Annotated in this window: 22 protein-coding genes; 10 read left to right on the top strand and 12 right to left on the bottom strand. The window is 71.4% G+C overall.

Annotation, left to right across the window (positions count from 1 at the left end; genetic code table 11):
* Nucleotides 1-58: 58 nt before the first annotated feature.
* Nucleotides 59-2,866, top strand: a complete 2,808-nt coding sequence (locus tag ACGFYH_RS07790; RefSeq protein WP_393802222.1) for a penicillin acylase family protein — start codon at nt 59-61, stop codon at nt 2,864-2,866.
* 16 nt (nt 2,867-2,882) lie between these two features.
* On the opposite strand, the gene ACGFYH_RS07785 is transcribed toward ACGFYH_RS07790, so the two are convergent.
* A complete protein-coding gene (locus ACGFYH_RS07785; protein WP_393802221.1) occupies nt 2,883-4,139 on the bottom strand; it encodes an exo-beta-N-acetylmuramidase NamZ domain-containing protein in 1,257 nt (418 codons plus the stop codon).
* Between the two features lie 175 nt (nt 4,140-4,314).
* On the opposite strand from ACGFYH_RS07785, the gene ACGFYH_RS07780 reads away from it, so the two are divergent.
* The 3 genes from ACGFYH_RS07780 to ACGFYH_RS07770 are packed head-to-tail and all read left to right on the top strand — an operon-like array spanning nt 4,315 to nt 7,379.
* The gene (locus ACGFYH_RS07780) at nt 4,315-5,085 is read left to right on the top strand and encodes an SDR family oxidoreductase (protein WP_393802220.1); all 771 of its coding nucleotides are present in this window, start codon (nt 4,315-4,317) and stop codon (nt 5,083-5,085) included.
* Nucleotides 5,082-6,752 (top strand): class I adenylate-forming enzyme family protein, encoded by a 1,671-nt coding sequence (locus tag ACGFYH_RS07775; protein WP_393802219.1) that lies wholly within the window; start codon nt 5,082-5,084, stop codon nt 6,750-6,752. The genes ACGFYH_RS07780 and ACGFYH_RS07775 overlap by 4 nt, the downstream gene beginning before the upstream one ends.
* A gap of 33 nt (nt 6,753-6,785) precedes the next feature.
* Nucleotides 6,786-7,379 carry a TetR/AcrR family transcriptional regulator gene (locus ACGFYH_RS07770; protein ID WP_393802218.1) on the top strand — a complete coding sequence of 198 codons (594 nt, stop codon included), beginning with the start codon at nt 6,786-6,788 and terminating at the stop codon, nt 7,377-7,379.
* 43 nt (nt 7,380-7,422) lie between these two features.
* On the opposite strand, the gene ACGFYH_RS07765 is transcribed toward ACGFYH_RS07770, so the two are convergent.
* From ACGFYH_RS07765 to ACGFYH_RS07740, 6 genes are all read right to left on the bottom strand, one after another.
* Nucleotides 7,423-8,637: an acyl-CoA dehydrogenase family protein gene (locus tag ACGFYH_RS07765; protein ID WP_393802217.1), complete on the bottom strand. Its 1,215-nt coding sequence runs from the start codon at nt 8,635-8,637 to the stop codon at nt 7,423-7,425.
* Between the two features lie 5 nt (nt 8,638-8,642).
* Complete coding sequence (locus ACGFYH_RS07760; protein WP_393802216.1) at nt 8,643-9,668, bottom strand: phosphotransferase family protein; 1,026 nt, start codon at nt 9,666-9,668, stop codon at nt 8,643-8,645.
* Nucleotides 9,669-9,800: 132 nt separating this feature from the next.
* A complete protein-coding gene (locus ACGFYH_RS07755; RefSeq protein WP_393802215.1) occupies nt 9,801-10,130 on the bottom strand; it encodes a DUF202 domain-containing protein in 330 nt (109 codons plus the stop codon).
* Between the two features lie 3 nt (nt 10,131-10,133).
* Nucleotides 10,134-10,526, bottom strand: a complete 393-nt coding sequence (locus ACGFYH_RS07750; RefSeq protein WP_393802214.1) for a YidH family protein — start codon at nt 10,524-10,526, stop codon at nt 10,134-10,136.
* A 126-nt stretch (nt 10,527-10,652) separates the two neighbouring features.
* Nucleotides 10,653-11,186, bottom strand: a complete 534-nt coding sequence (locus ACGFYH_RS07745) for an NUDIX hydrolase (RefSeq protein WP_393802213.1) — start codon at nt 11,184-11,186, stop codon at nt 10,653-10,655.
* 48 nt (nt 11,187-11,234) lie between these two features.
* Nucleotides 11,235-12,128, bottom strand: a complete 894-nt coding sequence (locus ACGFYH_RS07740; RefSeq protein WP_393802314.1) for a DMT family transporter — start codon at nt 12,126-12,128, stop codon at nt 11,235-11,237.
* 280 nt (nt 12,129-12,408) lie between these two features.
* Here ACGFYH_RS07740 and ACGFYH_RS07735 point away from each other — a divergent pair, with 280 nt between their 5' ends.
* Both ACGFYH_RS07735 and ACGFYH_RS07730 read left to right on the top strand, forming a co-directional pair.
* Entirely contained in the window at nt 12,409-13,353 is a 945-nt protein-coding gene (locus tag ACGFYH_RS07735) for a hypothetical protein (RefSeq protein ID WP_393802212.1), read from the top strand.
* 52 nt (nt 13,354-13,405) lie between these two features.
* Complete coding sequence (locus tag ACGFYH_RS07730; RefSeq protein WP_393802211.1) at nt 13,406-14,944, top strand: APC family permease; 1,539 nt, start codon at nt 13,406-13,408, stop codon at nt 14,942-14,944.
* A 301-nt stretch (nt 14,945-15,245) separates the two neighbouring features.
* Here ACGFYH_RS07730 and ACGFYH_RS07725 read toward each other — a convergent pair whose 3' ends face one another.
* The 4 genes from ACGFYH_RS07725 to ACGFYH_RS07710 form a co-directional block, all read right to left on the bottom strand.
* Nucleotides 15,246-16,286, bottom strand: a complete 1,041-nt coding sequence (locus ACGFYH_RS07725; protein WP_393802313.1) for an L-idonate 5-dehydrogenase — start codon at nt 16,284-16,286, stop codon at nt 15,246-15,248.
* A 17-nt stretch (nt 16,287-16,303) separates the two neighbouring features.
* A complete protein-coding gene (locus tag ACGFYH_RS07720; protein ID WP_393802210.1) occupies nt 16,304-17,065 on the bottom strand; it encodes an SDR family oxidoreductase in 762 nt (253 codons plus the stop codon).
* 34 nt (nt 17,066-17,099) lie between these two features.
* Nucleotides 17,100-18,497 carry a GntP family permease gene (locus ACGFYH_RS07715; RefSeq protein ID WP_393802209.1) on the bottom strand — a complete coding sequence of 466 codons (1,398 nt, stop codon included), beginning with the start codon at nt 18,495-18,497 and terminating at the stop codon, nt 17,100-17,102.
* 89 nt (nt 18,498-18,586) lie between these two features.
* Nucleotides 18,587-19,114, bottom strand: coding sequence for a gluconokinase (locus ACGFYH_RS07710; protein ID WP_393802208.1), 528 nt, complete (start codon nt 19,112-19,114; stop codon nt 18,587-18,589).
* A 137-nt stretch (nt 19,115-19,251) separates the two neighbouring features.
* Here ACGFYH_RS07710 and ACGFYH_RS07705 point away from each other — a divergent pair, with 137 nt between their 5' ends.
* Nucleotides 19,252-19,953 (top strand): FadR/GntR family transcriptional regulator, encoded by a 702-nt coding sequence (locus ACGFYH_RS07705; RefSeq protein ID WP_393802207.1) that lies wholly within the window; start codon nt 19,252-19,254, stop codon nt 19,951-19,953.
* 42 nt (nt 19,954-19,995) lie between these two features.
* On the opposite strand, the gene ACGFYH_RS07700 is transcribed toward ACGFYH_RS07705, so the two are convergent.
* Nucleotides 19,996-20,370 carry a YchJ family protein gene (locus ACGFYH_RS07700; protein WP_393802206.1) on the bottom strand — a complete coding sequence of 125 codons (375 nt, stop codon included), beginning with the start codon at nt 20,368-20,370 and terminating at the stop codon, nt 19,996-19,998.
* Nucleotides 20,371-20,847: 477 nt separating this feature from the next.
* Between ACGFYH_RS07700 and ACGFYH_RS07695 the strand changes: the two genes are divergently transcribed.
* The 3 genes from ACGFYH_RS07695 to ACGFYH_RS07685 are packed head-to-tail and all read left to right on the top strand — an operon-like array spanning nt 20,848 to nt 22,383.
* On the top strand, nt 20,848-21,057 hold the full coding sequence (locus tag ACGFYH_RS07695; RefSeq protein ID WP_393802205.1) for a hypothetical protein: 210 nt from the start codon (nt 20,848-20,850) through the stop codon (nt 21,055-21,057).
* On the top strand, nt 21,041-21,553 hold the full coding sequence (locus ACGFYH_RS07690; protein ID WP_393802204.1) for a DUF6879 family protein: 513 nt from the start codon (nt 21,041-21,043) through the stop codon (nt 21,551-21,553). The genes ACGFYH_RS07695 and ACGFYH_RS07690 overlap by 17 nt, the downstream gene beginning before the upstream one ends.
* Nucleotides 21,550-22,383, top strand: coding sequence for a helix-turn-helix domain-containing protein (locus ACGFYH_RS07685; protein ID WP_393802203.1), 834 nt, complete (start codon nt 21,550-21,552; stop codon nt 22,381-22,383). Before ACGFYH_RS07690 ends, ACGFYH_RS07685 begins: the two co-directional genes overlap by 4 nt.
* Nucleotides 22,384-22,641 lie beyond the last annotated feature (258 nt).

The raw sequence follows: 22,641 nt of genomic DNA, 5'->3' as shown, positions 1-22,641 counted from the left end.
TCCATGTCGGGGATACCGGCGGTAACGTCCGGCCACACCCTCGTCGGGAGGAGCTGCCATGCCACGGCGCACCCCACGCAACGCCCTCGACAGACTGAGAACTCCCCGCGGCTTCCACGGGTTCCTGAAGGGCGCATCCGTATGCGCCCTCATTGCCGGAGTTTTGTCACCGCTTTCCCCGGCGATGGCCGCCGGGACCGAGACGGCCGAGGTCACGGCCGTCGCCGCGGCGGCCAACGACCACTGCGGCGGGCAGTGTTCCGACATCCTGCCGCCCGGCCAGAACGGCAACGCCACCCTCGCCCAGATCCTCCTCAACCAGGCCTTCGGCACCCAGCCCGCGCACGCCGAGGACCAGCTCGGCCCCTACGCCGGCCTCGCCACCGGCTACTCCGGCCTCACCAACGACAAGATCAACAGCTTCTTCAACGACGCCTCCTTCGGCGTTCCCGACGGCCAGGCCGCCTCCACCGTCCGCCCCGCCGGCCGCGACGACGTGACCATCGTCCGCGACAAGAAGCGCGGCGTGCCGCACATCACCGGCACCACCCGCTACGGCACCGAGTTCGGCGCCGGTTACGCCGCGGCCCAGGACCGGCTGTGGCTGATGGACCTCTTCCGGCACGTCGGACGCGGCCAGTTGACCCCCTTCGCCGGCGGCGCCCCCGCCAACCAGGGCCTGGAGCAGCAGTTCTGGCGCAGCGCCCCGTACACAGAGGACGAGCTCGAGGCGCAGATCGAGAGCGCCGCCGCCAAGTCCGGTGCGCGCGGCGAGCTGGCCCTGGCCGACGTGGACGCCTACGTCGCCGGTGTCAACGCCTACATCGACGCCTCCGACAAGGGCCGCTACTTCCCCGGCGAGTACGTCCTGACCGGCCACAAGGACGCCATCACCAACGCCGGCACCATCGAGCACTTCAAGCGCACCGACCTGATCGCACTGGCCTCCGTCATCGGCTCCCTCTTCGGCGCCGGAGGCGGCGGCGAGGTCACCAACGCCCTCTCCCTGCTGGCCGCCCAGGAGAAGTACGGCGTCGCCGAGGGCACCGAGGTCTGGGAGTCCTTCCGGCAGCGCAACGACCCGGAGGCCGTCCTCACCCAGCGGGACGGCAGCTTCCCGTACCTGCCCACCCCGGACGACCCGCAGGGACGCGCCCTGCCCGACGCCGGCTCGGTCGAGGCGGAGCCGCTGGTGTACGACCGCACCGGCAGCGCCGGCGCCGCGAGCGCGACCGGTGCCTCCACCACCGCGGCGGACACCGCCGTCACCTCGGCCCGGCGCGGCATGTCCAACGCCCTCGTCGTCGGCGGCGAGCACACCGCCAGCGGCCACCCGGTCGCCGTCTTCGGACCGCAGACCGGCTACTTCGCACCCCAGCTGCTCATGCTCCAGGAGATCCAGGGCCCCGGCATCAGCGCCCGCGGCGCCTCCTTCGCGGGCCTGAGCATGTACGTCGAACTCGGCCGCGGCCAGGACTACGCCTGGAGCGCCACCACCTCCGGCCAGGACATCATCGACACCTACGCGGTCGAGCTGTGCCAGGACGACCACCACTACCTCTACCGCGGCACCTGCACGCCGATGGAGAAGGTCGAGCGGCACAACGCCTGGAAGCCGACCGTCGCCGACTCCACCGCGGCCGGCTCCTACACGATGCGCGTCTGGCGCACCAAGTACGGACCCGTCGAGTCCCGCGCCACGGTCGGCGGCAAGAAGGTCGCCTACACCACCCTGCGCTCCTCCTACCTCCACGAGGCCGACTCGATCATCGGCTTCCAGATGCTGAACGACCCGGACTACCTGAACAGCCCGGAGCGCTTCCAGGGCGCCGTCCAGCACATCAACTACACCTTCAACTGGTTCTACGCCGACTCCGAGCACACCGCGTACTACAACAGCGGCGACAACCCGGTGCGTGCGGGCGGCGCAGACGCCGAGTTCCCGGTCTGGGCCCGGCAGCCGTACGAGTGGCAGGGCTGGGACCCGGCACACAACACCGCCCGCTACACCGCGGCGTCCGCCCACCCGCAGTCGGCCGACCAGGGCTACTACGTCTCCTGGAACAACAAGCAGGCCAAGGACTACCCGGCCGCGTCCTGGGGCAACGGCTCGGTGCACCGCGGCAACCTCCTCGACGACCGGGTGAAGAAGCTGGTCGCCGACGGCGGCGTCACCCGCACCGCGCTGGTCAAGGCCATGGCCGAGGCGGGCCTCGCCGACCTGCGGGCCGAGGACGTCGTGCCCGACCTGCTGAGGGTGATCGAGTCCAGGCCGGTGACCGACCCCGCCGCCAGGACGGCCGTGGACGGGCTCAAGGCGTGGCTGTCCGCGGGCGGCCTGCGCACGGAGACGTCGGCCGGGTCGAAGAAGTACGCCCACGCCGACGCGATCCGCACCCTGGACGCCTGGTGGCCGCTGCTGGTGAGGGCCGAGTTCGAACCCGGCCTCGGTAGCGACCTGTACACCGCCTTCACCCGCAACCTGCCCGTCGACGAGTCCCCGTCCGCCGCTCACGGCCCGACCGGCGCACACGCCGGCAGCGCCTTCCAGTACGGCTGGTGGAGCTACGTCGACAAGGACATCCGGGCGGTGCTCGGCGAGCCCGTCAAGGGCCCCCTCGCGCGCGCCTACTGCGGCGACGGCGACCTCGCCGCCTGCCGGGACGCCCTGGTGTCCACCCTGAAGGAGGCGGCGGGCCGCACGGCCGCCCAGGTCTATCCCGGCGACGACAGCTGCTCGGCCGGGGACCAGTGGTGCGCCGACTCGGTGATCCACCGTACCCTCGGCGGCATCAAGCACGGCGGCATCAGCTGGCAGAACCGGCCGACCTACCAGCAGGTCGTGGAGTTCACCTCCCACCGGTGACCGGCCGGCGCCCGGGTCAGCGGTAGAGCAGGTACTGGCGGCGCGTCCTTCGGAACGCCGCCAGTTCCCTCTCCCAGCCGGCCGCCACCTCGTCGGTGTCCGCGCCCGCGTCGATCATCGTGCGCACCTGGGTGGAGCCGGTGAGCTTGTCGATCCAGTTGTCCGACCGCCAGGCGAAACCGTCCCAGGTCCGTTTCGCGGTCACCAGGAGGGCGATCGCGGTGCGCACCGGGTCGAAGGCGGCCCGGTCGTGGACGTGCAACTGCACACCGCCGACGGTCTTCCCCTGGAACTTGGAGAAGACGGGCGCGAAGTACGCCTCCCTGAAGCGCACGCCCGGCAGACCGAGTCCGTTCGCGGCGGCGGCCCAGCTCCCGTCGATCCCGTCCGCGCCCAGCAGTTCGAAGGGGCGGGTGGTGCCGCGCCCCTCGGAGAGGCTCGTGCCCTCGAAGAGGCAGGTGCCCGCGTACACCAGGGCGGTCTCCGGTGTCGGCATGTTCGGGCTCGGCGGCACCCAGGGCAGCCCCGAGACGTCGTAGAACTCCGACCGCTTCCAGCCCGTCATGGTCACCGTCTCCAGCGGCACCGGCGACGGCAGGAACTCGCCGTTGAAGAGCAGCGCCAGCTCGGCGACCGTCATGCCGTGCGCCTGGGCGATCGGCTGCCGGCCGACGAACGTCGCGAACTCCTTGTGCAGGACCGGGCCCAGAGCCGCCCGCCCGGTCGCCGGGTTCGGCCGGTCGAGGACCATGAACCGCTTCCCCGCGAGCCCGGCCGCCTCCATGCAGTCGAACAGCGTCCAGATGTACGTGTAGAAGCGCGCGCCCACGTCCTGGATGTCGAAGACGACGGTGTCCACAGCGGACGCGGTGAAGACGTCCGCGAGCGGCTGTCCGCTCTTCAGATAGGTGTCGTAGACCGGCAGTCCGGTCGCCGGGTCGTCGTAGCGGCCCTCGGAGCCGCCTGCCTGCGCGGTCCCGCGGAAGCCGTGCTCGGGGCCGAAGACGGCGGTCAAATTCACGCGGTCGTCGGCGTGCATGACGTCGACGATGTGGCGTACGTCCCGGGTGACGCCGGTCGGATTGGTGACGATGCCGACCTTCTGGCCGTCGAGCGGGGCGTAGCCGCCGTCGGCGAGGCGCTCGAAGCCGGTGCGCAGCCGGCGGCCGCCGTGCCCCCTGGGCGCCGCCTGTGCCGTGCCCGCGGTGGCGGCGGTGGCGCCGGCCGCCACCGCGGCCGTCGTGGCGAGCAGGTTCCGTCTGGACAGCGTCATGCGGTGACCTCCGTGATCGCGGCGGGTGTCATGCGCACGCACGCTAACCCGTGCCCGGGGCCGCGCGGAACGGAGCAGACCGCGGTTCACCTCTTCCGCCGCACATACCGACTGGTTAGTCTGGCGCTGCGGCGGAGTCGCCGCGTGGGTGTCGCAGCCGTGTCGAAGGAGACCGATGGTGGAAGCCGTGCAGGATGCGGGAGTCGTCGTCACCGGGGCGGGAGGCGGCATCGGCGCCGCGCTGGCCCGCCGCTTCGCCGCCGAGGGCGCCCGGGTCGTCGTCAACGACCTGGACGCGGGCCGGGCGAAGGCCGTCGCCGACGAGATCGGCGGCATCGCCGTCCCCGGCGACGCCTCCGTGATCGTCACCGAGGCCCGCGAGGCGCTGGGCGGCACGGTCGACGTGTACTGCGCCAACGCGGGCGTCGGTTCCGGAGGTTCGGAGGCCGCGCCGGAGGCCGTCTGGGCGCTCGCCTGGGACGTCAACGTCATGGCCCACGTCCGGGCGGCCCACGAACTGCTCCCCGACTGGCTGGAGCGCGGCAGCGGCCGCTTCGTCTCCACCGTCTCGGCCGCCGGACTGCTCACCATGATCGGTGCCGCGCCCTACAGCGTCACCAAGCACGGCGCCTACGCCTTCGCCGAGTGGCTGTCCCTGACCTACCGCCACCGCGGGGTCAAGGTGCACGCCATCTGTCCGCAGGGCGTGCGCACCGACATGCTCACCGCGAGCGGCAGCGCGGGTGAACTGGTGCTCCAGCCCACCGCGATCGAACCGGAGGACGTGGCGGACGCCCTCTTCAAGGGCATCGAGGAGGACCGCTTCCTGGTCCTGCCGCACCCCGAGGTGGCCGAGTACTACCAGGCACGGGCCGCCGAACCCGACCGCTGGCTGCACGGCATGAACCGGCTCCAGCGGCAGTGGGAGGAGGCGGCGGCCCGGTGACCGGCTCCCGATACGCGGCCAAGCCCTGGCTCGCCCTGCTGACCGACGCGCAGAAGGCCCCGCTCGACCCCGACGCCTCCCTCGTGCACGCCCTGCGCCGGGCGGCCGCCGAGGCTCCCGACCGCGTCTTCCTCGCGTACTTCGACGGCCTCCTCACCTACCGAGAGGTGGACGAGCTGAGCGACTCCGTCGCCGGGCATCTCGCCGCACGCGGTCTGGAGCGCGGCGACCGGGTGGCGGTCCTGCTGCAGAACTCCCCGCACTTCGTGCTCGCGGTGCTCGGCGCCTGGAAGGCGGGCGCGGTCGTCGTGCCCGTCAACCCGATGTACAAGTCGGGGGAGGTCGGCCACGTGCTGCGGGACGGCGAGGTGGCCGCGCTGATCTGCTCCGACCGGGCCTGGGAGTCCTACCTGCGCGAGACGGCGGCCCGCTCGCCGGTGCGGATCGTGCTCACGGGGTGCGAGCTGGACTTCCAGACCCGTGGGGACGCGCGCGTGCTGGCCTTCGAGCGGCTGCCGGACGCCACCGACGCCGACGACCTCGCCCAGGCGGCCCGCGCCGGTCACACGGCCCCCTCCGGGCGTGCTCCGAAGCCCGGGGACACCGCGCTCATCAGCTACACCTCGGGCACCAGCGGCACGCCCAAGGGCGCCACCAACACGCACCGCAACATCATGTACAACGCCGAGCGGCAGCGCACCGGGCTCGGTCTGCCCGACGCGCCGGTCTACTTCGCGCTGGCCCCGCTGTTCCACATCACCGGCATGGTCTGTGAGCTGGGCGCCTGCCTGAACAGCGTGGGCACGCTCGTCCTGGCGTACCGCTTCGAGGCGGGTGTCGTCCTGGACGCGTTCGCCGAGCACCGGCCGCACTACACGGTCGGCCCGTCCACCGCCTTCATGGCGCTCGCCGCCCACCCCGCCGTCACCCGAGAGCACTTCGCGTCCTTCGCGAACATCTCCTCGGGCGGCGCCCCGCTGCCGCCCGCCCTGGTGGAGAAGTTCCGCGCGGGCTTCGGCCCGTACATCCGCAACGGCTACGGACTCACCGAGTGCACCGCCCCGTGCGCCTCCGTCCCGCCGCACCTGGAGGCCCCGGTGGACCGGGTCTCCGGGACCCTGGCGGTCGGCGTCCCCGGCCCCGAGAGCGTCGTACGGATCGTCGACGAGCAGGGCGCCGAGGTGCCCTTCGGTGAGCAGGGCGAGATCGTGGTCGGCGGCCCGCAGGTCGTCCCCGGCTACTGGCGCCTCCCGGAGGCCACCGCCGAGACCTTCCCCGGCGGCGAGCTGCGCACCGGCGACATCGGCTTCATGGACGCCCAGGGGTGGCTCTACGTCGTCGACCGCAAGAAGGACATGATCAACGCCTCCGGCTTCAAGGTCTGGCCGCGCGAGGTCGAGGACGTGCTCTACACCCACCCGGCGGTGCGCGAGGCCGCCGTCGTCGGCGTGCCCGACGGGTACCGCGGGGAGACCGTCAAGGCGTACATCAGCCTCCGGCCGGGCGCCGAGACGGACCCGGACGCACTCGCCGCGTACTGCGAGGAGAGACTGGCCGCCTACAAGTACCCGCGCCAGGTGGAGATCCTGCCCGACTTGCCGAAGACGGCGAGTGGGAAGATCCTCCGTCGGGAACTGCGTTCCCGTACGCACCAGGACGGACAGTGAACGGACAGTGAAACGGAAAGGCAGGTGACGGCAGTGCCCAGGACCACGGACGGGGACGGCACTCCGGTGCCGCAGCGGCTCCTGGCCGCCGCCACCCGGCTCTTCGCCGAGCAGGGCTACGACCGCACCTCGGTACAGGAGATCGTCGAGGCGGCAGGGGTCACCAAGGGGGCGCTCTACCACTACTTCGGCTCCAAGGACGACCTCCTGCACGAGGTGTACGCGCGCGTGCTGCGCCTCCAGCAGGAACGCCTGGACGCCTTCGCGGACGCCGACGCGCCGGTCGAGCGGCGGGTGCGGGACGCGGCGGCCGACGTCGTCGTCACGACCATCGACAACCTCGACGACGCGTCGATCTTCTTCCGCTCCATGCACCAGCTCAGCCCGGAGAAGAACAAGCAGGTGCGCGCGGAGCGGCGCCGCTACCACGAGCGCTTCCGCGCGCTCATCGAGGAGGGCCAGCGGACCGGCGTCTTCACCAAGGAGACCCCGGCCGACCTGGTGGTGGACTACCACTTCGGCTCCATCCACCACCTGTCCACCTGGTACCGCCCCGACGGCCCGCTCAGCCCGCAGGAGGTCGCCGACCACCTGGCCGACCTGCTGCTGCGGGCGCTGCGCCCGTGAGGTGACGGCCCTCGGGGCCCCGCAGGCCCCGGGACCGCCCCGCTCAGAGGTACTTCTTGATCTCCCGGCGTGCCAGCGAGCGCTGGTGGACCTCGTCGGGACCGTCGGCGATCATCAGCGTCCGGGCGCCGGCGTACAGCTCGGCCAGCGGGAAGTCCTGGCTCACGCCGCCCGCGCCGTGCAGCTGGATCGCCCGGTCGATGATGTCGACCACCGCGCGGGGCGTGGCGATCTTGATGGCCTGGATCTCGGTGTGCGCACCCCGGTTGCCGACGGTGTCCATCAGCCAGGCGGTCTTCAGCACCAGCAGCCGCAGCTGCTCGACGGTGACCCGGGCGTCCGCGATCCAGTTGTGGACCACGCCCTGCTGGGCCAGCGCCTTGCCGAAGGCGTCGCGCGACACCGCGCGGCGGCACATCAGCTCGATCGCCCGCTCGGCCATGCCGATCAGCCGCATGCAGTGGTGGATCCGGCCGGGACCGAGCCGGGCCTGGGCGATGGCGAAGCCGCCGCCCTCCTCGCCGATCAGATTCGAGACCGGCACGCGCGCGTGGTCGAAGGTCACCTCGGCGTGGCCGCCGTGGTAATGGTCCTCGTAGCCGAAGACCTGCATGGCCCGGTCGACCGTGACGCCCGGTGTGTCGCGCGGGACCAGCACCATCGACTGCTGGCGGCGGATGTCCTCGCCGTCGGGGTCCGTCTTGCCCATCACGATGAAGATCCTGCAGTCCGGGTTCATCGCCCCCGAGATGTACCACTTGCGGCCCGTGACGACGTAGTCGTCGCCGTCGCGCTCGATGCGCGTGGTGATGTTCGTGGCGTCCGAGGAGGCCACGTCCGGCTCGGTCATCGCGAACGCCGAGCGGATCTCCCCGGCGAGCAGCGGCCTGAGCCACTGCTTCTGCTGACTCTCGTCGGCGAACTGGGCCAGCACCTCCATGTTGCCGGTGTCCGGCGCGGCGCAGTTCGTCGCCGTCGGCGCCAGCTGCGGGCTGCGTCCGGTGATCTCGGCGAGCGGGGCGTACTGGAGGTTGGTGAGGCCGGCACCGTGCTCGGCGTCGGGGAGGAAGAGGTTCCACAGACCCTGGCGGCGGGCCTCGGCCTTGAGGTCCTCGACCACCTGAGGGGTGTCCCACGGGGAGGCCAGGCGGGCGCGCTGCTCGTGGGCGACCTGCTCGGCGGGGTGCACGTACTCGTCCATGAAGGCGAGCAGCTTGGCGCGGAGTTCCTCGGTGCGTGCGTCGTACGCGAAGTCCATGGGGGTCAGCCCTCCTGAAGGGTGGTCAGGCCGTGCTCGATGAAGACGGGGACGAGGTCGCCGATGCGGTCGAAGCCGCGGCCGACCGTCCGGCCCAGCGTGTAGCGGTAGTGGATGCCCTCCAGGATCACGGCCAGCTTGAACCAGGCGAACGCCGTGTACCAGGCGACGGCCGACACGTCCCGCCCCGAGCGCGCGGCGTACCGCTCGATCAGCTCGGCGGGCGCGGGGTGGCCCGGCGCCTGGGCCGTGGTGGAGACGGGGGAGTCGGGCATGCCGAGCGGGCTGCTGTACATCACCAGCAGGCCGAGGTCGGTGAGCGGGTCGCCGAGCGTGGACATCTCCCAGTCGAGGATCGCCCGGATCTCGTCCCGCCCGCCGCCGATCAGGACGTTGTCGAGACGGTAGTCGCCGTGTACGACGGTCGCCGCGGGGGAGCGGGGCAGCTCACGGCCGAGGGTGGCGTGCAGTTCGTCGATGCCGGCCAGGTCGCGGTTGCGTGAGGCGTCGAGCTGCTTGGCCCAGCGGCGGAGCTGGCGGTCCAGGAAGCCCTCGGGGCGGCCGAAGTCCGCGAGGCCCACCTCGGCGGGGTCCACCGCGTGCAGCCCGACGAGCGTGTCGACGAGGTTCAGCACGGCCGCGCGGGTGCGCTCGGGCCCGAGGGGGGCGAGCTGGTCGGCGGTGCGGTACGGAGTGCCGTCCACGAACTCCATGACGTAGAAGGGCGCCCCCAGCACCTCCTCGTCCTCGCACAGGAGCACGGGGCGCGGCACGGGCACGTCCGTCGGGTGCAGGGCGCTGATGACGCGGTGCTCGCGCCTCATGTCGTGGGCGGTGGCCAGGACGTGACCGAGCGGGGGGCGCCGCACGACCCAGCGCGCGGCACCGTCGGAGACCGCGTAGGTGAGGTTCGACCGTCCGCCCTCGATCAGTCGGCCGGACAGCGGGCCGGTCACCAGGCCGGGCCGCTCGCGATCGAGCAGACCGCGCAACCGGTCGAGATCGAGTCCGGGCGGGTGGTCGGGGCTCATCGGCTCTCCCTGGGGCAGGTGAACAGTACCCGACTCATGATGCCGACCGGTCGGTATGCCGTCCAGTGGGCGGGCGGAACGTGATCGGCGTTACGGGCGGTTCCGTGGGGGCGTTCCTCGTCCTCCGAACGGTCAGAGGACGAGGAACGCCCCGCAGACGGCGAGGACGACCGTGCACAGGGCCGCCGCGGCAGCGCGCGGTGGGGTGAGGGCGCGCGGCCGGTTCGCCGAGGCGAGGGTGTGGATGCGGCCGTGGGCGATACGGAGGAGGGCCAGCCAGAGTGCACAGCACAGGGCGGCGGCGAGCACCGAGACGGCCGTCGCACCGTCGTGCAGCGCGGTCTTCGCGGAGAGTACGGCGACGACGGCGCCGGACAGGGTGGTACGGCGCCAGGCGAGCCGGGTGCGCTCGGGCTGGAGCCCGGGGTCGCGGTCCGGGAGTGCCGCGTCGGCGCCGCTCACGGCTCAGCCCTCCCAGCCGGCGAGGACCAGGACGACCATGACGACCGCGACCACGGCGACGACCAGGCCGAGCAGCGCCGGGAAGCGGGAGACGGGAAGGTCCTCGCCGCGGCGCATGGCGCGCTCACACCGCACCCAGTGGTTCACGGCGCGCAGCGCGCACAGCACACCGGCGGCGAGCAGCGCGAGCGCGAGGCCCACGCGCCAGCCCCAGCGCAGGTCGGGCAGGAACTGATCCACCGCGAACCCGCCACCGATCAGGGCGAGGGCGGTGCGCAGCCAGGCCAGAAAGGTGCGCTCGTTCGCCAGCGAGAACCGGTAGTCGGGGGTGCCCCCTTCCCGCCGCACCTCCCCGGGCACGAACCACAGCCGAACGTTCCGCACGAATTCGCTCACTCAAGGACCCTATCCGCCGCCCCGTCGCGGCCGCGGGCAGCCGTGCCTTCCCCAGTGCCCGAACGGCCCGGGAAGCACCCGCGGCCCCGGGCCGCGTACCCCGCCCCGCACCACACCTCCGCGGGGTCACCGCACCGCCGCAGGCCCACCGGGCTCCCGCCGGGCGCGCAGCCGCGCATACGCCGCCACCCCGTCCGGCACGAACTCCCACTCGCCGAGCCGCCCCTCCAGCTCCGCCTCCGTGAGAAACGCGTGCCACGCCACCTCCTCCACCTGCGGAGCGACCGGCCCCGCGCACCGCACCTCGTACACCGCCGACCACCACGTCCGCCCGGCGCCGTCGTCGTACAGGAACGTGAACAGGAACTCCGGGCGCGGCAGCCCGGTCACCCCCAGTTCCTCCTCCGCCTCCCGCAGCGCCGCGTCGTCGTAGGACTCGCCGGCGCCCACCACCCCGCCGACGAACATGTCGTACAGGGCGGGAAACACCAGCTTCGTCGCCGTGCGGCGGTGCACGAAGACGCGCCCCCGGGGGTCCTCGGCCCACACGAACACACAGCGGTGGCGCAGCCCCCGGGCGTATACGTCGCCCCGCCGGGCCTGGCCGACGACACGGTCGTTCTCGTCGACGACGTCGAGGATCTCGTCAGCAGAGCTCATGCCCCCATCCAAGCAGCGCCCCGGTCCAGGACGCCGCCCCGGGGCCGGTCAGCGCCGCTGCAGGGCCCGCTCGCGCCCGCTCTCGCCGGTGCCGTGCGGCATCGCCGGGTGCAGGCCGAGCAGGACGATGCCCGCCACGATCGCCGCGAGGCCGCCCGCCTCCCAGGCGAGGGCGCCGGCGTCGGTGTGCAGCCGGTCGCCGAGGAACCCGACCCCGCAGGCGATGCCCGCGAGCGGCTGGGCCGCCGTCAGGGCGGGCAGCGACCTGCGCAGGGGCGCCGTCTCGAAGGCGCTCTGGACCAGGACCAGTCCGGTGATGCCGAGCACCACCACGGCGTACGGCTGCCAGCTCGTCAGCAGTTCCGCGAGGCCGCCCGCGGAGAAGCGCCGGCCGCTGACCCGGGTCAAGGAGTCCTGCACCCCGTACAGCAGACCCGCGGCCGCGGCCAGCAGTGTCGGACCCCAGGTCAGCCGCAGGCGGCCGGCGCACAGCGTCAGCAGGAGGGCCAGGCCCAGCATCACGCCGACGATCAGCCAGTGCCGGACCGGGTCGGTCACCACGCTGCCGCCGCGCGGCTCGCCCGCCAGGACGAACGCCGTCACCCCGCCCGCGAGCAGCGCGAGGCCGGCCCAGCCCTGGCGGCCCAGCGGTTGCCGGGTCCGGACGCGGGAGAGGGCGAGGGCGAAGAGGAGGTTCGTCGCCAGCAGGGGCTCGACGAGGGTCAGTTCGCCGCCGCCCAGCGCGATCGCGCCCAGGACCAGGCCGGCCACCATCAGCCCCATGCCGGCCAGCCAGCGTGGCACCCGCACGAGGTCGAGCAGGAGGCGGGGCGAGAGGAAGTCGCCCAGCGGGGCGCGCTCGGCCGCGCTCTGCTGGAGGACGAAACCGAAGCCCAGACAGCACGCGGCGCACACGGCGAGAACCAGAACCAGAACCGACACGCTGCGCACCTCGATCGGCAGTCGGGTCACGGGGGTGTCGGGACGACTCTAGTGCGGGCGGGTTCCGGGCGCCGGGCGAGTGGCGCATTCGGGGTGGAAGAGGCGGTGACGGCGGACACAAGTGCCCTTTTGGTCACGGGAGTTGACGCGTGTAACAGAGTGATCCCCCTTGACGTCAAGCCTTGGCTGCCGGTTTGCTGTGCGTGATCAGCTCATGGCAATCCGGTCATGGCAGTCCGGCTACGACGACCTACCGCGTCGCGTGAGGATGTTTCCCGCGGTGTCCCCACCCCCGCCTTCCCTCGGCCGCGGCCGCAAACGCACGGCCCAGACCTTCGACGAGGCCCTCGACGACGCCGAACTCGTCGGGGTCCGCACCGCGTTGGCCCAGGGACGCTGGCAGTCCGTCCGCTCCCTGCTGGTCCACACGGGTGACGACTGGGACCGCCGGGGGCACCGGGTGGCCGTACTCGCCAAGGAGCCCCACTGCGCCCCCTGGGCCCGCGAGTGGCTGCTCGCCGAACCCGGCTCCGCCGACGCGTCGGTCCTGCTCGCCCTCGCTCTGGTCCACCGCGCCCTGCGGGACAAGGAGAAGCCCGCCGGGGCCCGGGAGGCGTGCCGCGCCGCCGCCGCCCTCGTGCCGGACGATCCCACGCCCTGGCTCGGGCTCCTCGTGCTGGAGCGCTCCCTGGGCACCGACGAGGACGTCGTCCAGGTCTTCGACGAGGTGCGCGTGCGGTACGCCGACCACCACCATGCCCATCACCTGATGGTGGCCCGGCTCGCCGAGCGCGGCGGCGGCCCCGACCCGCTGCACGAGGTGTACGACTTCGCGAACTGGGCCGCCGAGCAGGCCCCCGCGGACTCCCCGCTGGCCATCCTCCCGGTCGTCGCGCACGCCGAGCGCTACCGGGTGCTGGCCACCGCCGGACACGAGTCCACCGACCCGCGCGCCTCCGGGCACTGGGCCGGCCGGCGCGCCCGGCTGGTGATGAAGGCGGCCTTCGACTGGTGGCTGGAGTGGGAGCAGGACGGCCACCCGCGCCGGCTGATCGACCTCAACTTCCTCGCCCACGCCAAGTCCTGCGAGGGCCGCGGCGCCGAGGCCGCCGCCCTGTTCCACCGCATCGGCGAGCACGCCACGCCCGCCCCGTGGTCGTACCCGGACCGCGACCCGTCCTCCGCCTTCCGTGCCGCCCGCGCCGGTGCGCTCGGCACGGCCTGACCGCCCCGTCGACCCGACGCACACCACCCACACGAGAGAAGGACGTCCTGCGATGACCACGGGCAGTACGAGCACGAGCACATCCGCGAGCGGTGACGCCATCAGCACGTTCAAGGGCGAGGAGCGAGCGCTGCGCGCCGACCGGCTGGGCACGGGCGGCCTGCTCCTGTCCGTGCTCGCCGCCACCGCCCCGCTGATGGTGGTCGCGGGTGTCATGCCCACCACCTTCGCCGTCATGGGCATCGTCGGTCAGCCGCTGCTCTTCGTGGTGCTCGGAGTGGTGCTGATCCTCTTCAGCGTCGGATACGCCGAGATGAGCCGGCACGTCCACAACGCGGGCGCCTTCTACGCGTACATCTCCCGCGGTCTCGGCGGCACCGCGGGCGCGGGCGCCGCCCTGGTCGCGCTGGTCGCCTACAACGCCCTCCAGGTCGGCATCTACGGCATCTTCGGCTTCGAGGTGTCCGGGCTGCTGGCCACCTACGCCGGCCTCGACGTCGCCTGGTGGATACCGGCCCTGCTGGCCGTGCTCGCGGTCGGCACGCTGGGCTGGCTGAAGATCGACGTCAACGCGCGCGTACTGGGCGTACTGCTGCTCATCGAGGTCGCGCTCGTGGTGGTGTTCGACATCGCCGCCGTCGCCGACCCGGGGGCGGAGGGCCTCTCGCTGCACGCCTTCAACCCGGACACCCTCACCGGCGCCGGGGTCGGCACCGCGCTCTGCTTCTGCGTCGCCGCCTTCCTCGGCTTCGAGCAGGCGCCGGTGTACGCCGAGGAGACCAGCAGGCCGCACGTGCTCGTACCGCGTGTCATGTTCCTGGCGGTGGGTGGGGTCGCCGTCTTCTTCGCGCTCAGCAGCTGGGCCCTGACCGTGGCCACCGGGCCCGGCCGGATCGTCGGCACCGCGCGGGAGCAGAGCGCGGGGCTGCTGTTCTTCCTGACCGGGTCACGGCTCGGCGACACCTTCACCGACGTGCTGCACGTGCTGTTCGTCACCGGCATGTTCGCCGCCCTGCTCAGCTTCCACAACGTCGTCGCCCGGTACGCCTTCGCCATGGGCCGCGAGGGCCTGCTGCCCGCCGCCTTCGGACGCACGAGCGGCACCAGCGGCGCGCCCGGCACCGGCTCACTGCTCCAGAGCGCCGTCTCCGCGGTCGTCGTCATCGGCTTCGCGGTCGCCGACGACAAGCCGGCCGGCGACCCGACCCAGCCCGTGCTGCACCTGTTCACCTGGGGCGGCAACATAGGTGCCCTCGGCGTGATCCTGCTGATGGCGGCGGCCTCGTTCTCCGTGGTGGCCTTCTTCGTCCGGCGCGGGGCTGCGGCCGCCCAGGGCGTACGCCTGGCCACCTCCGTCGTCGCGGGTGTCGCCCTGCTGGTCATCGCCGGGTACACGGTCAAGGACTTCGACGTCCTGGTCGGCGCCGGGCCCGACTCCGCCCTGAGCTGGGTGCTGCCCGGCATCATCGGCCTCGCCGCGGTCGGCGGCGTGGTGCAGGGCCTGATCCTGCGCTCCCGCGCCCCCGAGAGGCACGCCCGCATCGGCCAGGGCAACGAGGCGTTCCAGCTGGACAAGGCGGCGTCCTCCTGACGCCGGCGGGGGAGTGCGCGGGGAGGGTGGGGAACCTGGCGGGTCCGGATTCCGGTGGGGTCTGGGACCTGGCGGGTCCGGATTCCGGCGTGGTCTGGAACCTGGTGGGGTCTGGAATCCGGCGGGTTCGGATTCCGGCGGGGTCTGGGACCTGGCGGGTCCGGAAACCTGGCGGGTCCGGAAACCTGGCGGGTCCAAAACCTGAAGGGCCCAGGGGCTGACGTGAACCTGAAGGGCCCGGGGGCTGACGTGAACCTGAAGGGCCCGGGGGCTGACGTGGCCGCAGCCCGAGGCGTCCGGCTCAGGCGGCCGGGTCGGCGTCGAAGTCCAGCAGCACCTTGCAGGACCGGCTGCGGTCCGCGGCCAGTGCGAACGCCGACTCGGCGTCGCCCACCGGCACCACCGCGCTGACCAGCGCGTCGAACGCGGGCTCGGCCGCGAGCAGCCGCAGCGCCGCGTCGAACTCGCCGTCGAAGCGGAACGCCCCGCGCAGCTCGATCTCCCGGCTCACCACCAGGTTCCCCGCGAAGGAGCTCCGTCCCGGCGGCAGCATGCCGAGCTGCACGACCACGCCGCCGCGCCGGACCAGCCGCAGACAGGTGTCGAGACCCGCGGCCACTCCGGAGGCCTCGAACGCCGTGTCCACTTCCACCGGCCGGCCGGAGTCGTCCGGGTCGTCGGCCCGTACGAGGGTGTCGGCACCGGCCGCCCGCGCGTACTCCAGAGCCGCGGGCAGCAGGTCCGTCACCGTCACGTGCGCCGCACCCGCCGCCTTCACCGCCGCGACCACCAGAGCGCCGATCGGCCCGGCTCCGGTGACCAGCAGGTGCCGGCCGGCCGGATCCCCTGCCCGGCACACGGCATGCAGGGCGACGGACAGGGGCTCGGCGAGGGCGGCTCGGCGCGGATCGAGGCCGGCCGGGAGGGGGCGCAACTGCTCGGCGGGCACGACGATCCGCGCCGCGAAACCGCCCTGGACGTGGGGGAAGCGGGCCGCGCTGCCCAGGTACCGGGTGTCCCGGCAGACGTTGCGCCGCCCGTCCACGCACTCGGGGCACCTCCCGCACGGGGTCGCCGGGTGCACGGCGACGGACGTGCCGGCGGCCGGGCCCGGTGTGTCCGGGGAGCCGTACGCCACGACCGTCCCGACCACCTCGTGACCGAGCAGCATCGGCTCCTTCAGGCGGAAGTCGCCGACACCCCCGTGCCGCCAGTAGTGCAGGTCCGAACCGCACACCCCGCCATAACGGACGGCGACCAGCGCCTGGCCGGGACCCGGGCTGGGGACGGGCACGTCCTCGACCCGCAGGTCACCCGCACCGTGGATCACACAACCCGGCACGGAAGCCACCTCGGCACTCACAGCACGCTCGTCATGCCGCCGTCGACGTACAGGATCTGCCCGCCGACGAAGTCCGCCGCGGGCGAGGCGAGGAACAGCAGCCCACCCACGAGGTCCTCCGTCCGGCCCCAGCGCCCGGCCGGAGTCCGCCCGCGCACCCAGGCGCTGAACTCCCCGTCCTCGACGAGCGGCCGGGTCAGCTCGGTCTCGATGTAGCCGGGACCGAGACCGTTGACCTGGACGCCGTACGGGCCCCAGTCGGCGCACATGCCCTTGGTGAGCATCTTCAGCGCGCCCTTGGTGGCCGCGTAGGGCGCGATGCCCGGGCGGACCACCTCGCTCTGCAGCGAGCAGATGTTGACGATCTTCCCGTGGCCGCGTTCCGTCATCCGGCGCGCGGCCTCCCGGCCCACCAGGAAGGCGCTGGTGAGATTGGTGTCCAGGATGCGGTGCCAGTCGCCGTCGGTGAACTCCAGCAGGGGTGCCCGCAGTTGCATACCGGCGTTGTTGACCAGGATGTCGAGCGGGCCCACCCGCTCCTCGACCTCCGCGATTCCGGCGGCCACGGACGGACCGTCGGTCACGTCGAACGCGGCCGTGCGGACCTCACCGGGAAGGCCGGCGGCGGCCTTGGCGAGACGGTCGCCGTCGCGTCCGTTGAGGACCACCCGGCAGCCGGCCTCCGTGAGGCCCCGGGCCAGCGCCAGCCCGATGCCCCGGCTGGAGCCGGTCACCAGGGCCGTACGCCCGCCGATGTCGAAGAGGGGGTGAGCCGTCATCGTCGTACTCCTCGCGAACCGGTCGGCCGTGCGGCTATATGACCAGGGACAACAGCAGGACCAGGCCACCGGCGACCACCGAGATGATCGTCTCCATGACGGACCAGGTCTTGATGGTCTGGCCGACGTCCAGGCCGAAGTACTCCTTCACCAGCCAGAAACCGGCGTCGTTGACGTGGCTGAAGAACAGCGAGCCGGCGCCGATGGCCAGAACCAGCAGGGCGGTGTGCGCGGTCGACATGTCGGCCGCGAGCGGCGCCACCAGACCGGCCGCCGAGACGGTCGCCACCGTCGCCGAACCGGTCGCCAGCCGGATCACCACCGCGATCAGCCAGGCGAGCAGCAGCGCCGGGATCGACCAGTCCTCGGAGATCTCCAGGATCATCCGGCCCACACCGGAGTCGATCAGCGTCTGCTTGAAGCCGCCGCCCGCGCCGACGATCAGAAGGATGCCGGCGATGGGCGCGAGGCCCTTCTCCACCAGGCCCGTCAGCCGGTTCTTGCCGAACCCGGCGGGCCGCAGCAGCGTGAAGATACCGACGATCACGGAGACCAGCAGGGCGATCAGCGGGTTGCCGATGACGTCGAAGGTCCGCTGCACCGCGTTCTCCGGGTCGTCGACGACGATGTCGACGAGGGCCTTGAGCAGCATCAGCACGACCGGGAGCAGGATCGTGGCCAGGGTGGCACCGAAGCCGGGGCGCTTCTCCAGCTCCTCGGAAGCGCGCTGCGGGGTCATGCGGTCGGGGGCCGGGACGTCCACCCAGCGGGCCGCGTACTTCGAGAACACGGGCCCGGCGATGATCACCGTCGGGACGGCGATCAGCACGCCCAGCGCGAGGGTCACCCCGAGGTTGGCGTCCACCGCGTCGATGGCGACCAGCGGACCGGGGTGCGGCGGGACCAGACCGTGCATCACGGACAGACCGGCCAGGGCCGGGATGCCGATCCGCATCAGGGAGTAGTTGCCGCGCTTGGCGACCATCAGGACGACCGGGATCAGCAGCACGATGCCGACCTCGAAGAACAGCGGCAGTCCGATGACCGAGGCGATCAGCACCATCGTCCACGGCATCGTACGCGGGCTCGCCTTGGCGAGGAGGGTGTCCACGATCTGGTCGGCGCCACCGGAGTCGGCGAGCATCTTGCCGAGGATCGCGCCGAGGGCGATCAGCACGCCGACGCCCGCGACGGTGGAGCCGAGCCCGGCGGTGAAGCTGGTGATGACCTTGTCCAGCGGCGCACCGGCGAACGCGCCGAGCGCCAGTGACCCGATGGTCAGCGACAGGAAGGCATGCAGCTTGAACCTGGTGATGAGCAGGACGATGACGGCGATACCCAGGAGCACGGCGATGCCCAGCTGGGCGTGGCCCGCCGAGGTGATCGGCTCGACGGGGTCCGCTGCCAGTATCTCGACGCTGAGTCTGGTCACGGTGGTTCCCTTGCGGTGATGGGGATTCGGGGGAGTCCGGGGCTGTGCGCGCGGGAGGCGGCACGACCCCGGGGGAAAGGGTGCGGGTGTTACTGGACCGGCTCGGGAAGATCCTTCAGGGCGGTCGCCGCCCGTTCGGCGATCTGCTCGGGGGTGCCGGTGACGTCCACCGCGACTCCCGCCTCGTCCGGCTGGAGCGGCTGGAGCGTGGCGAACTGGGAGTCGAGCAGGGCCGTCGGCATGAAGTGGCCCTGCCGGTGCGACATCCGCTCCTCGATCAGCTCACGGCTGCCCGTGAGATGCACGAAGACGACACCGGGAGCGGTGGCCCGCAGCCGGTCGCGGTACGACCGCTTCAGCGCCGAACTGCTCACCACCCCGCCCAGCCCGGCCCGCCCGTGCGCCCAGCCGCCGATGGCGTCCAGCCAGGGCCGGCGGTCCTCGTCGGTGAGCGGGGTGCCGGCCGTCATCTTGGCGATGTTGGCCGGCGGGTGGAAGTCGTCGCCCTCGGCGTAGGGAACGCCGAGCCGGGCCGCGAGCAGGGGGCCGATGGTGGTCTTTCCGGTGCCCGCCACGCCCATGACCACGACGACATGGGGGGTGTGCAGTTGCTGCATCGCACTCTCGCTGTCTGCTGTCTTCGCCGACACGTGATGTCGACGTAACTGAAACCTATTAGGTAGGACTACTTCAAGAGTCTGTGACATATAAGTCTGACTTTTTGTTTCGGTGACACCCCCCGTACGCTGAGTGCATGAGCACACCGGGTCGGGGGCTGCACGGCCGCGTACTCGACACCCTCGGCCCCGCCATCACAGCGGGCGCATACCCCGCGGGCAGCGTTTTGCGCACGGACGAGCTGGCACAGCGTTTCGAGGTGTCGCGCTCCGTGATGCGGGAGGCGGTCCGGGTGCTGGAATCGATGCACCTCGTCGAGTCGCGCCGCCGCGTGGGCGTCACCGTCCTGCCCGAGTGCGAGTGGAACGTCTACGACCCCCAGGTCATCCGCTGGCGCCTGGCCGGCTCCGAACGCCCCCGGCAGCTGCGTTCGCTGACCGTGCTGAGGTCGGCGGTCGAACCGGTGGCGGCGGGCCTGGCGGCCCGACGGGCCACGCCTGAGCAGTGCGCCGAGCTGACCGAGTGCGCGCTCGGCATGGTCGCCAACTCACGCGGTCACCGGCTCGAGGAGTACCTCTTCCACGACGTGGCCTTCCACCGCGTCATCCTGGCCGCCTCCGGCAACGAGATGTTCGCCAGGCTCGGCGGCGTCGTCGCCGAGGTGCTGGCCGGCCGCACGCACCACGACGTGATGTTCGAGGACCCGGACCCGGCCGCCGTCACCCTGCACGTCCGGGTCGCCGAGGCGGTCCGCGCGCGTGACGCCGAGCGCGCGGAGGAGCTGACCCGGGAGATCACGGTGGGGGCGCTGCAGGAGCTGGACATCCTGGCGCCGTAGGGGACGGCACGGGGCCCGCGCCGAAGCGGGGCCCAGCGGGGTCTACGCGAGGAACTCCCCGTCGACGTACACCCACGCCCCGTCGACCCGCTCGAACCGGCTCCGCTCGTGCAGCGAGCCGCCGTGGTAGGACGCCCGGAAGGTCACGGTGCCGGTGACGTGGAAGGCGGAGCCGTCGGCCGTGTCCAGGATCTCGAGGCCGGTCCACCGCATACCCGGGTCCAGGTCCAGGTGCTCGGGGCGCGTCCTCGGGTGCCAGGTCCGCAGCAGGTAGCCCGCGTTCCGCCGCACGAAGGCGCTGTAGCGCGAGCGCATCAGGGTCTCGGCGGTCGGAGCGGCGGCGGTCCCGGCGTGGAAACGGCCGCAGCACCGCTCGTACGGATCGGGCCGCCCGCACGGGCAGGAGGGCGTGGTCATGAGGCCATTGTGCCCGTTCACCGGACCGGTCCCAGAACCCGGAAAAGCAGAAGACCCCTGCTCGGCAGGGGTCTCGACTGGTGTCCGAGGGGGGACTTGAACTCTCCTCTCGGGCACCAGCCACCAACCGCTCTGACCTGGGCAAACGTCCGTCGACAGGCTTGATTTCGGCGGGCGTTTCTCCTGTTCTTTCCTGCTGTTTCGAGCCCTCTCGGGCCCCTGTTGGTCATGCGTTGGTCACGTGACCAACCCTGCTCCGAGGCTTCCGTCCCTGGTCAGGCTTCCCGGACGGCGCCACGGGGCTACGCCCAGTTGCACAGGCGCGTACGTGACCACGTACCGGGGGTGGGCCGGGGCGGTCGGGACCTGTTTATGCAAGGACACGCATAGTCACGTTCGCGCATAGACGCGTAGCGCCATCCCCTCTACTGTCGTTGGACAGGCGGCCCAAACGGGGCCAGAGCAAGGGGGTTTGGCATGTCCGAACGTTCGGCACTCACCCGGCTCACGGGCAACGGCAACGGCGAGTGCGGAGAGAAGGACTGCCCGAACGTGTACCGCACGGCGACCGGATCGTTCGTGGTGCAGGGCGACGTGTCCGAAGCCTTCCCCCTGCCCGCTGGTGAAGGGCTCGTGGAAATCCCCGAGGCGGTTCTCAGGGAGGCATTTCGTGCACTTGGATGGTGACGCGTGGAATGACTGCTTCGATTCCATGGAGCGTGAGGCGTGGCGGCTGGAAACGCTGCCCGTCTACACCATGCCCCAGGAAGCGGAGAAGTTGAAGCGCTTCCTCGCCGGGGAGAAATCCCCCGACGATCACGCGTCGGCCTGGATGGACGAGGTCCGGCAATGGACCTCGGAAGGGAAGAGCGTCGGCAGGGTGCACGTCGTGACCCGCCCGCTCTCGGACTATCTCCGGTTCGAGTTCGAGTATTACTACCGGCATCACGTGAAGGTGGGCGAGAATATCCGCATCCTCGACCTCACCGACCGGCGGAACCCGGGACTTCCGGATCAGGATTTCTGGATGTTCGATGAGTCCAAGGTGGTCCTGCTGAACTACCGGGCGGACGGGACGCAGATAAACCGGGAACTGTACGAAGGCGATCCGGAGTCGTACCGGCAGTGGAAGCGGATTGCCGTTGCCGAGTCGGTCCCATTCCTGGAGTACGTGAGCGGGTGACGTTCGACCCTGAGCTGATGGGGCAGCCCAAACAGGAACTGGCAGCCCTGCTGAAAGAACTACGCAAGCGAGCCGGCCTCACAGGGGACCGGCTCGCTCGGCGTTGCAACATGTCCCAATCGAAGATCAGTCGGATCGAGAATGGGAAAGCCCAACCGAGCCTGCTGGACCTGGAAAGAATCCTCCGGGCCGTCGTGGCTCCGCCCGAGGTCATCGAGGAGGTCATCGCCCTCGCGCGGCTGGCCAACACCGAATGGCAAGACCTGCGCTCGCTGCGCCGTAGGGGCCTGGAGAAGAAGCAGACAGAACTTGCGGCTCTTGAATTCTCATCCACGGAGTTCCGCTTCTTCCTGCTCTCGATGATTACAGGATTGCTGTCCACCCCTGAGTATATCCGGGCCAGCCTTGCCCATTCCCCGGCCGATGTCACTAAGACGATCGCGAGGAAGCTGGAGCGGCAGGATGTTCTTTACGACACGAAGAAGCGGTTTACCTTCATCTTGACTGAGCAGGCTGTGAGGTGGCCGCTCCTGCCCTCGGCTGCGATGGCGATGCAGATTGACCGGCTGGCCTCACTGACTCACCTTACGAACGTGAAGCTCGGCGTCATCCCAATCGCGGGATACAAGCCCATGGTTCCGATGGACACCTTCACCGTCTATGACGACACGCTGGCCACTGTGGAGAACACGACCGGTGTCGTGGTCCTGAGAGATCCAAGAGACATCGAAATGCATCTCGCACTGTTCTCCACGTTGGAGGGCTATGCATTGTTCGGGGATGAAGCCCGAGCCTTGCTGGCGGAGTGGTCTGCCGCTTGCCGTTCATGATCTTTAGTCCATGACGGGAAAGATGTACACAGCCGCCGATTTCTGGGTCAATGATTTCCCCCATGGCGGCGACCGAGCGAGACGAAACGAGAAACCGCGACGGCGGACGCATGACCCTGCGGGTGTCATACGACGGCGGCCGGACGTACGGTCCGGTTCGTGAGGTGCAGGTGGACCCGCGCAACGCAGTGATCTTGGGTTCACCCACCAAGTACCCGCCGTGCGGGTGCCCTCGGTGCACGGGCCGCGGTTCGCCGT

Origin of the sequence: Streptomyces sp. NPDC048392 (assembly GCF_043200575.1) — a bacterium.
GTDB lineage: Bacteria > Actinomycetota > Actinomycetes > Streptomycetales > Streptomycetaceae > Streptomyces.
The sequence above is the reverse complement of the archived record's forward strand: the minus strand, read 5'-3'. Positions and strand labels throughout refer to the sequence as shown.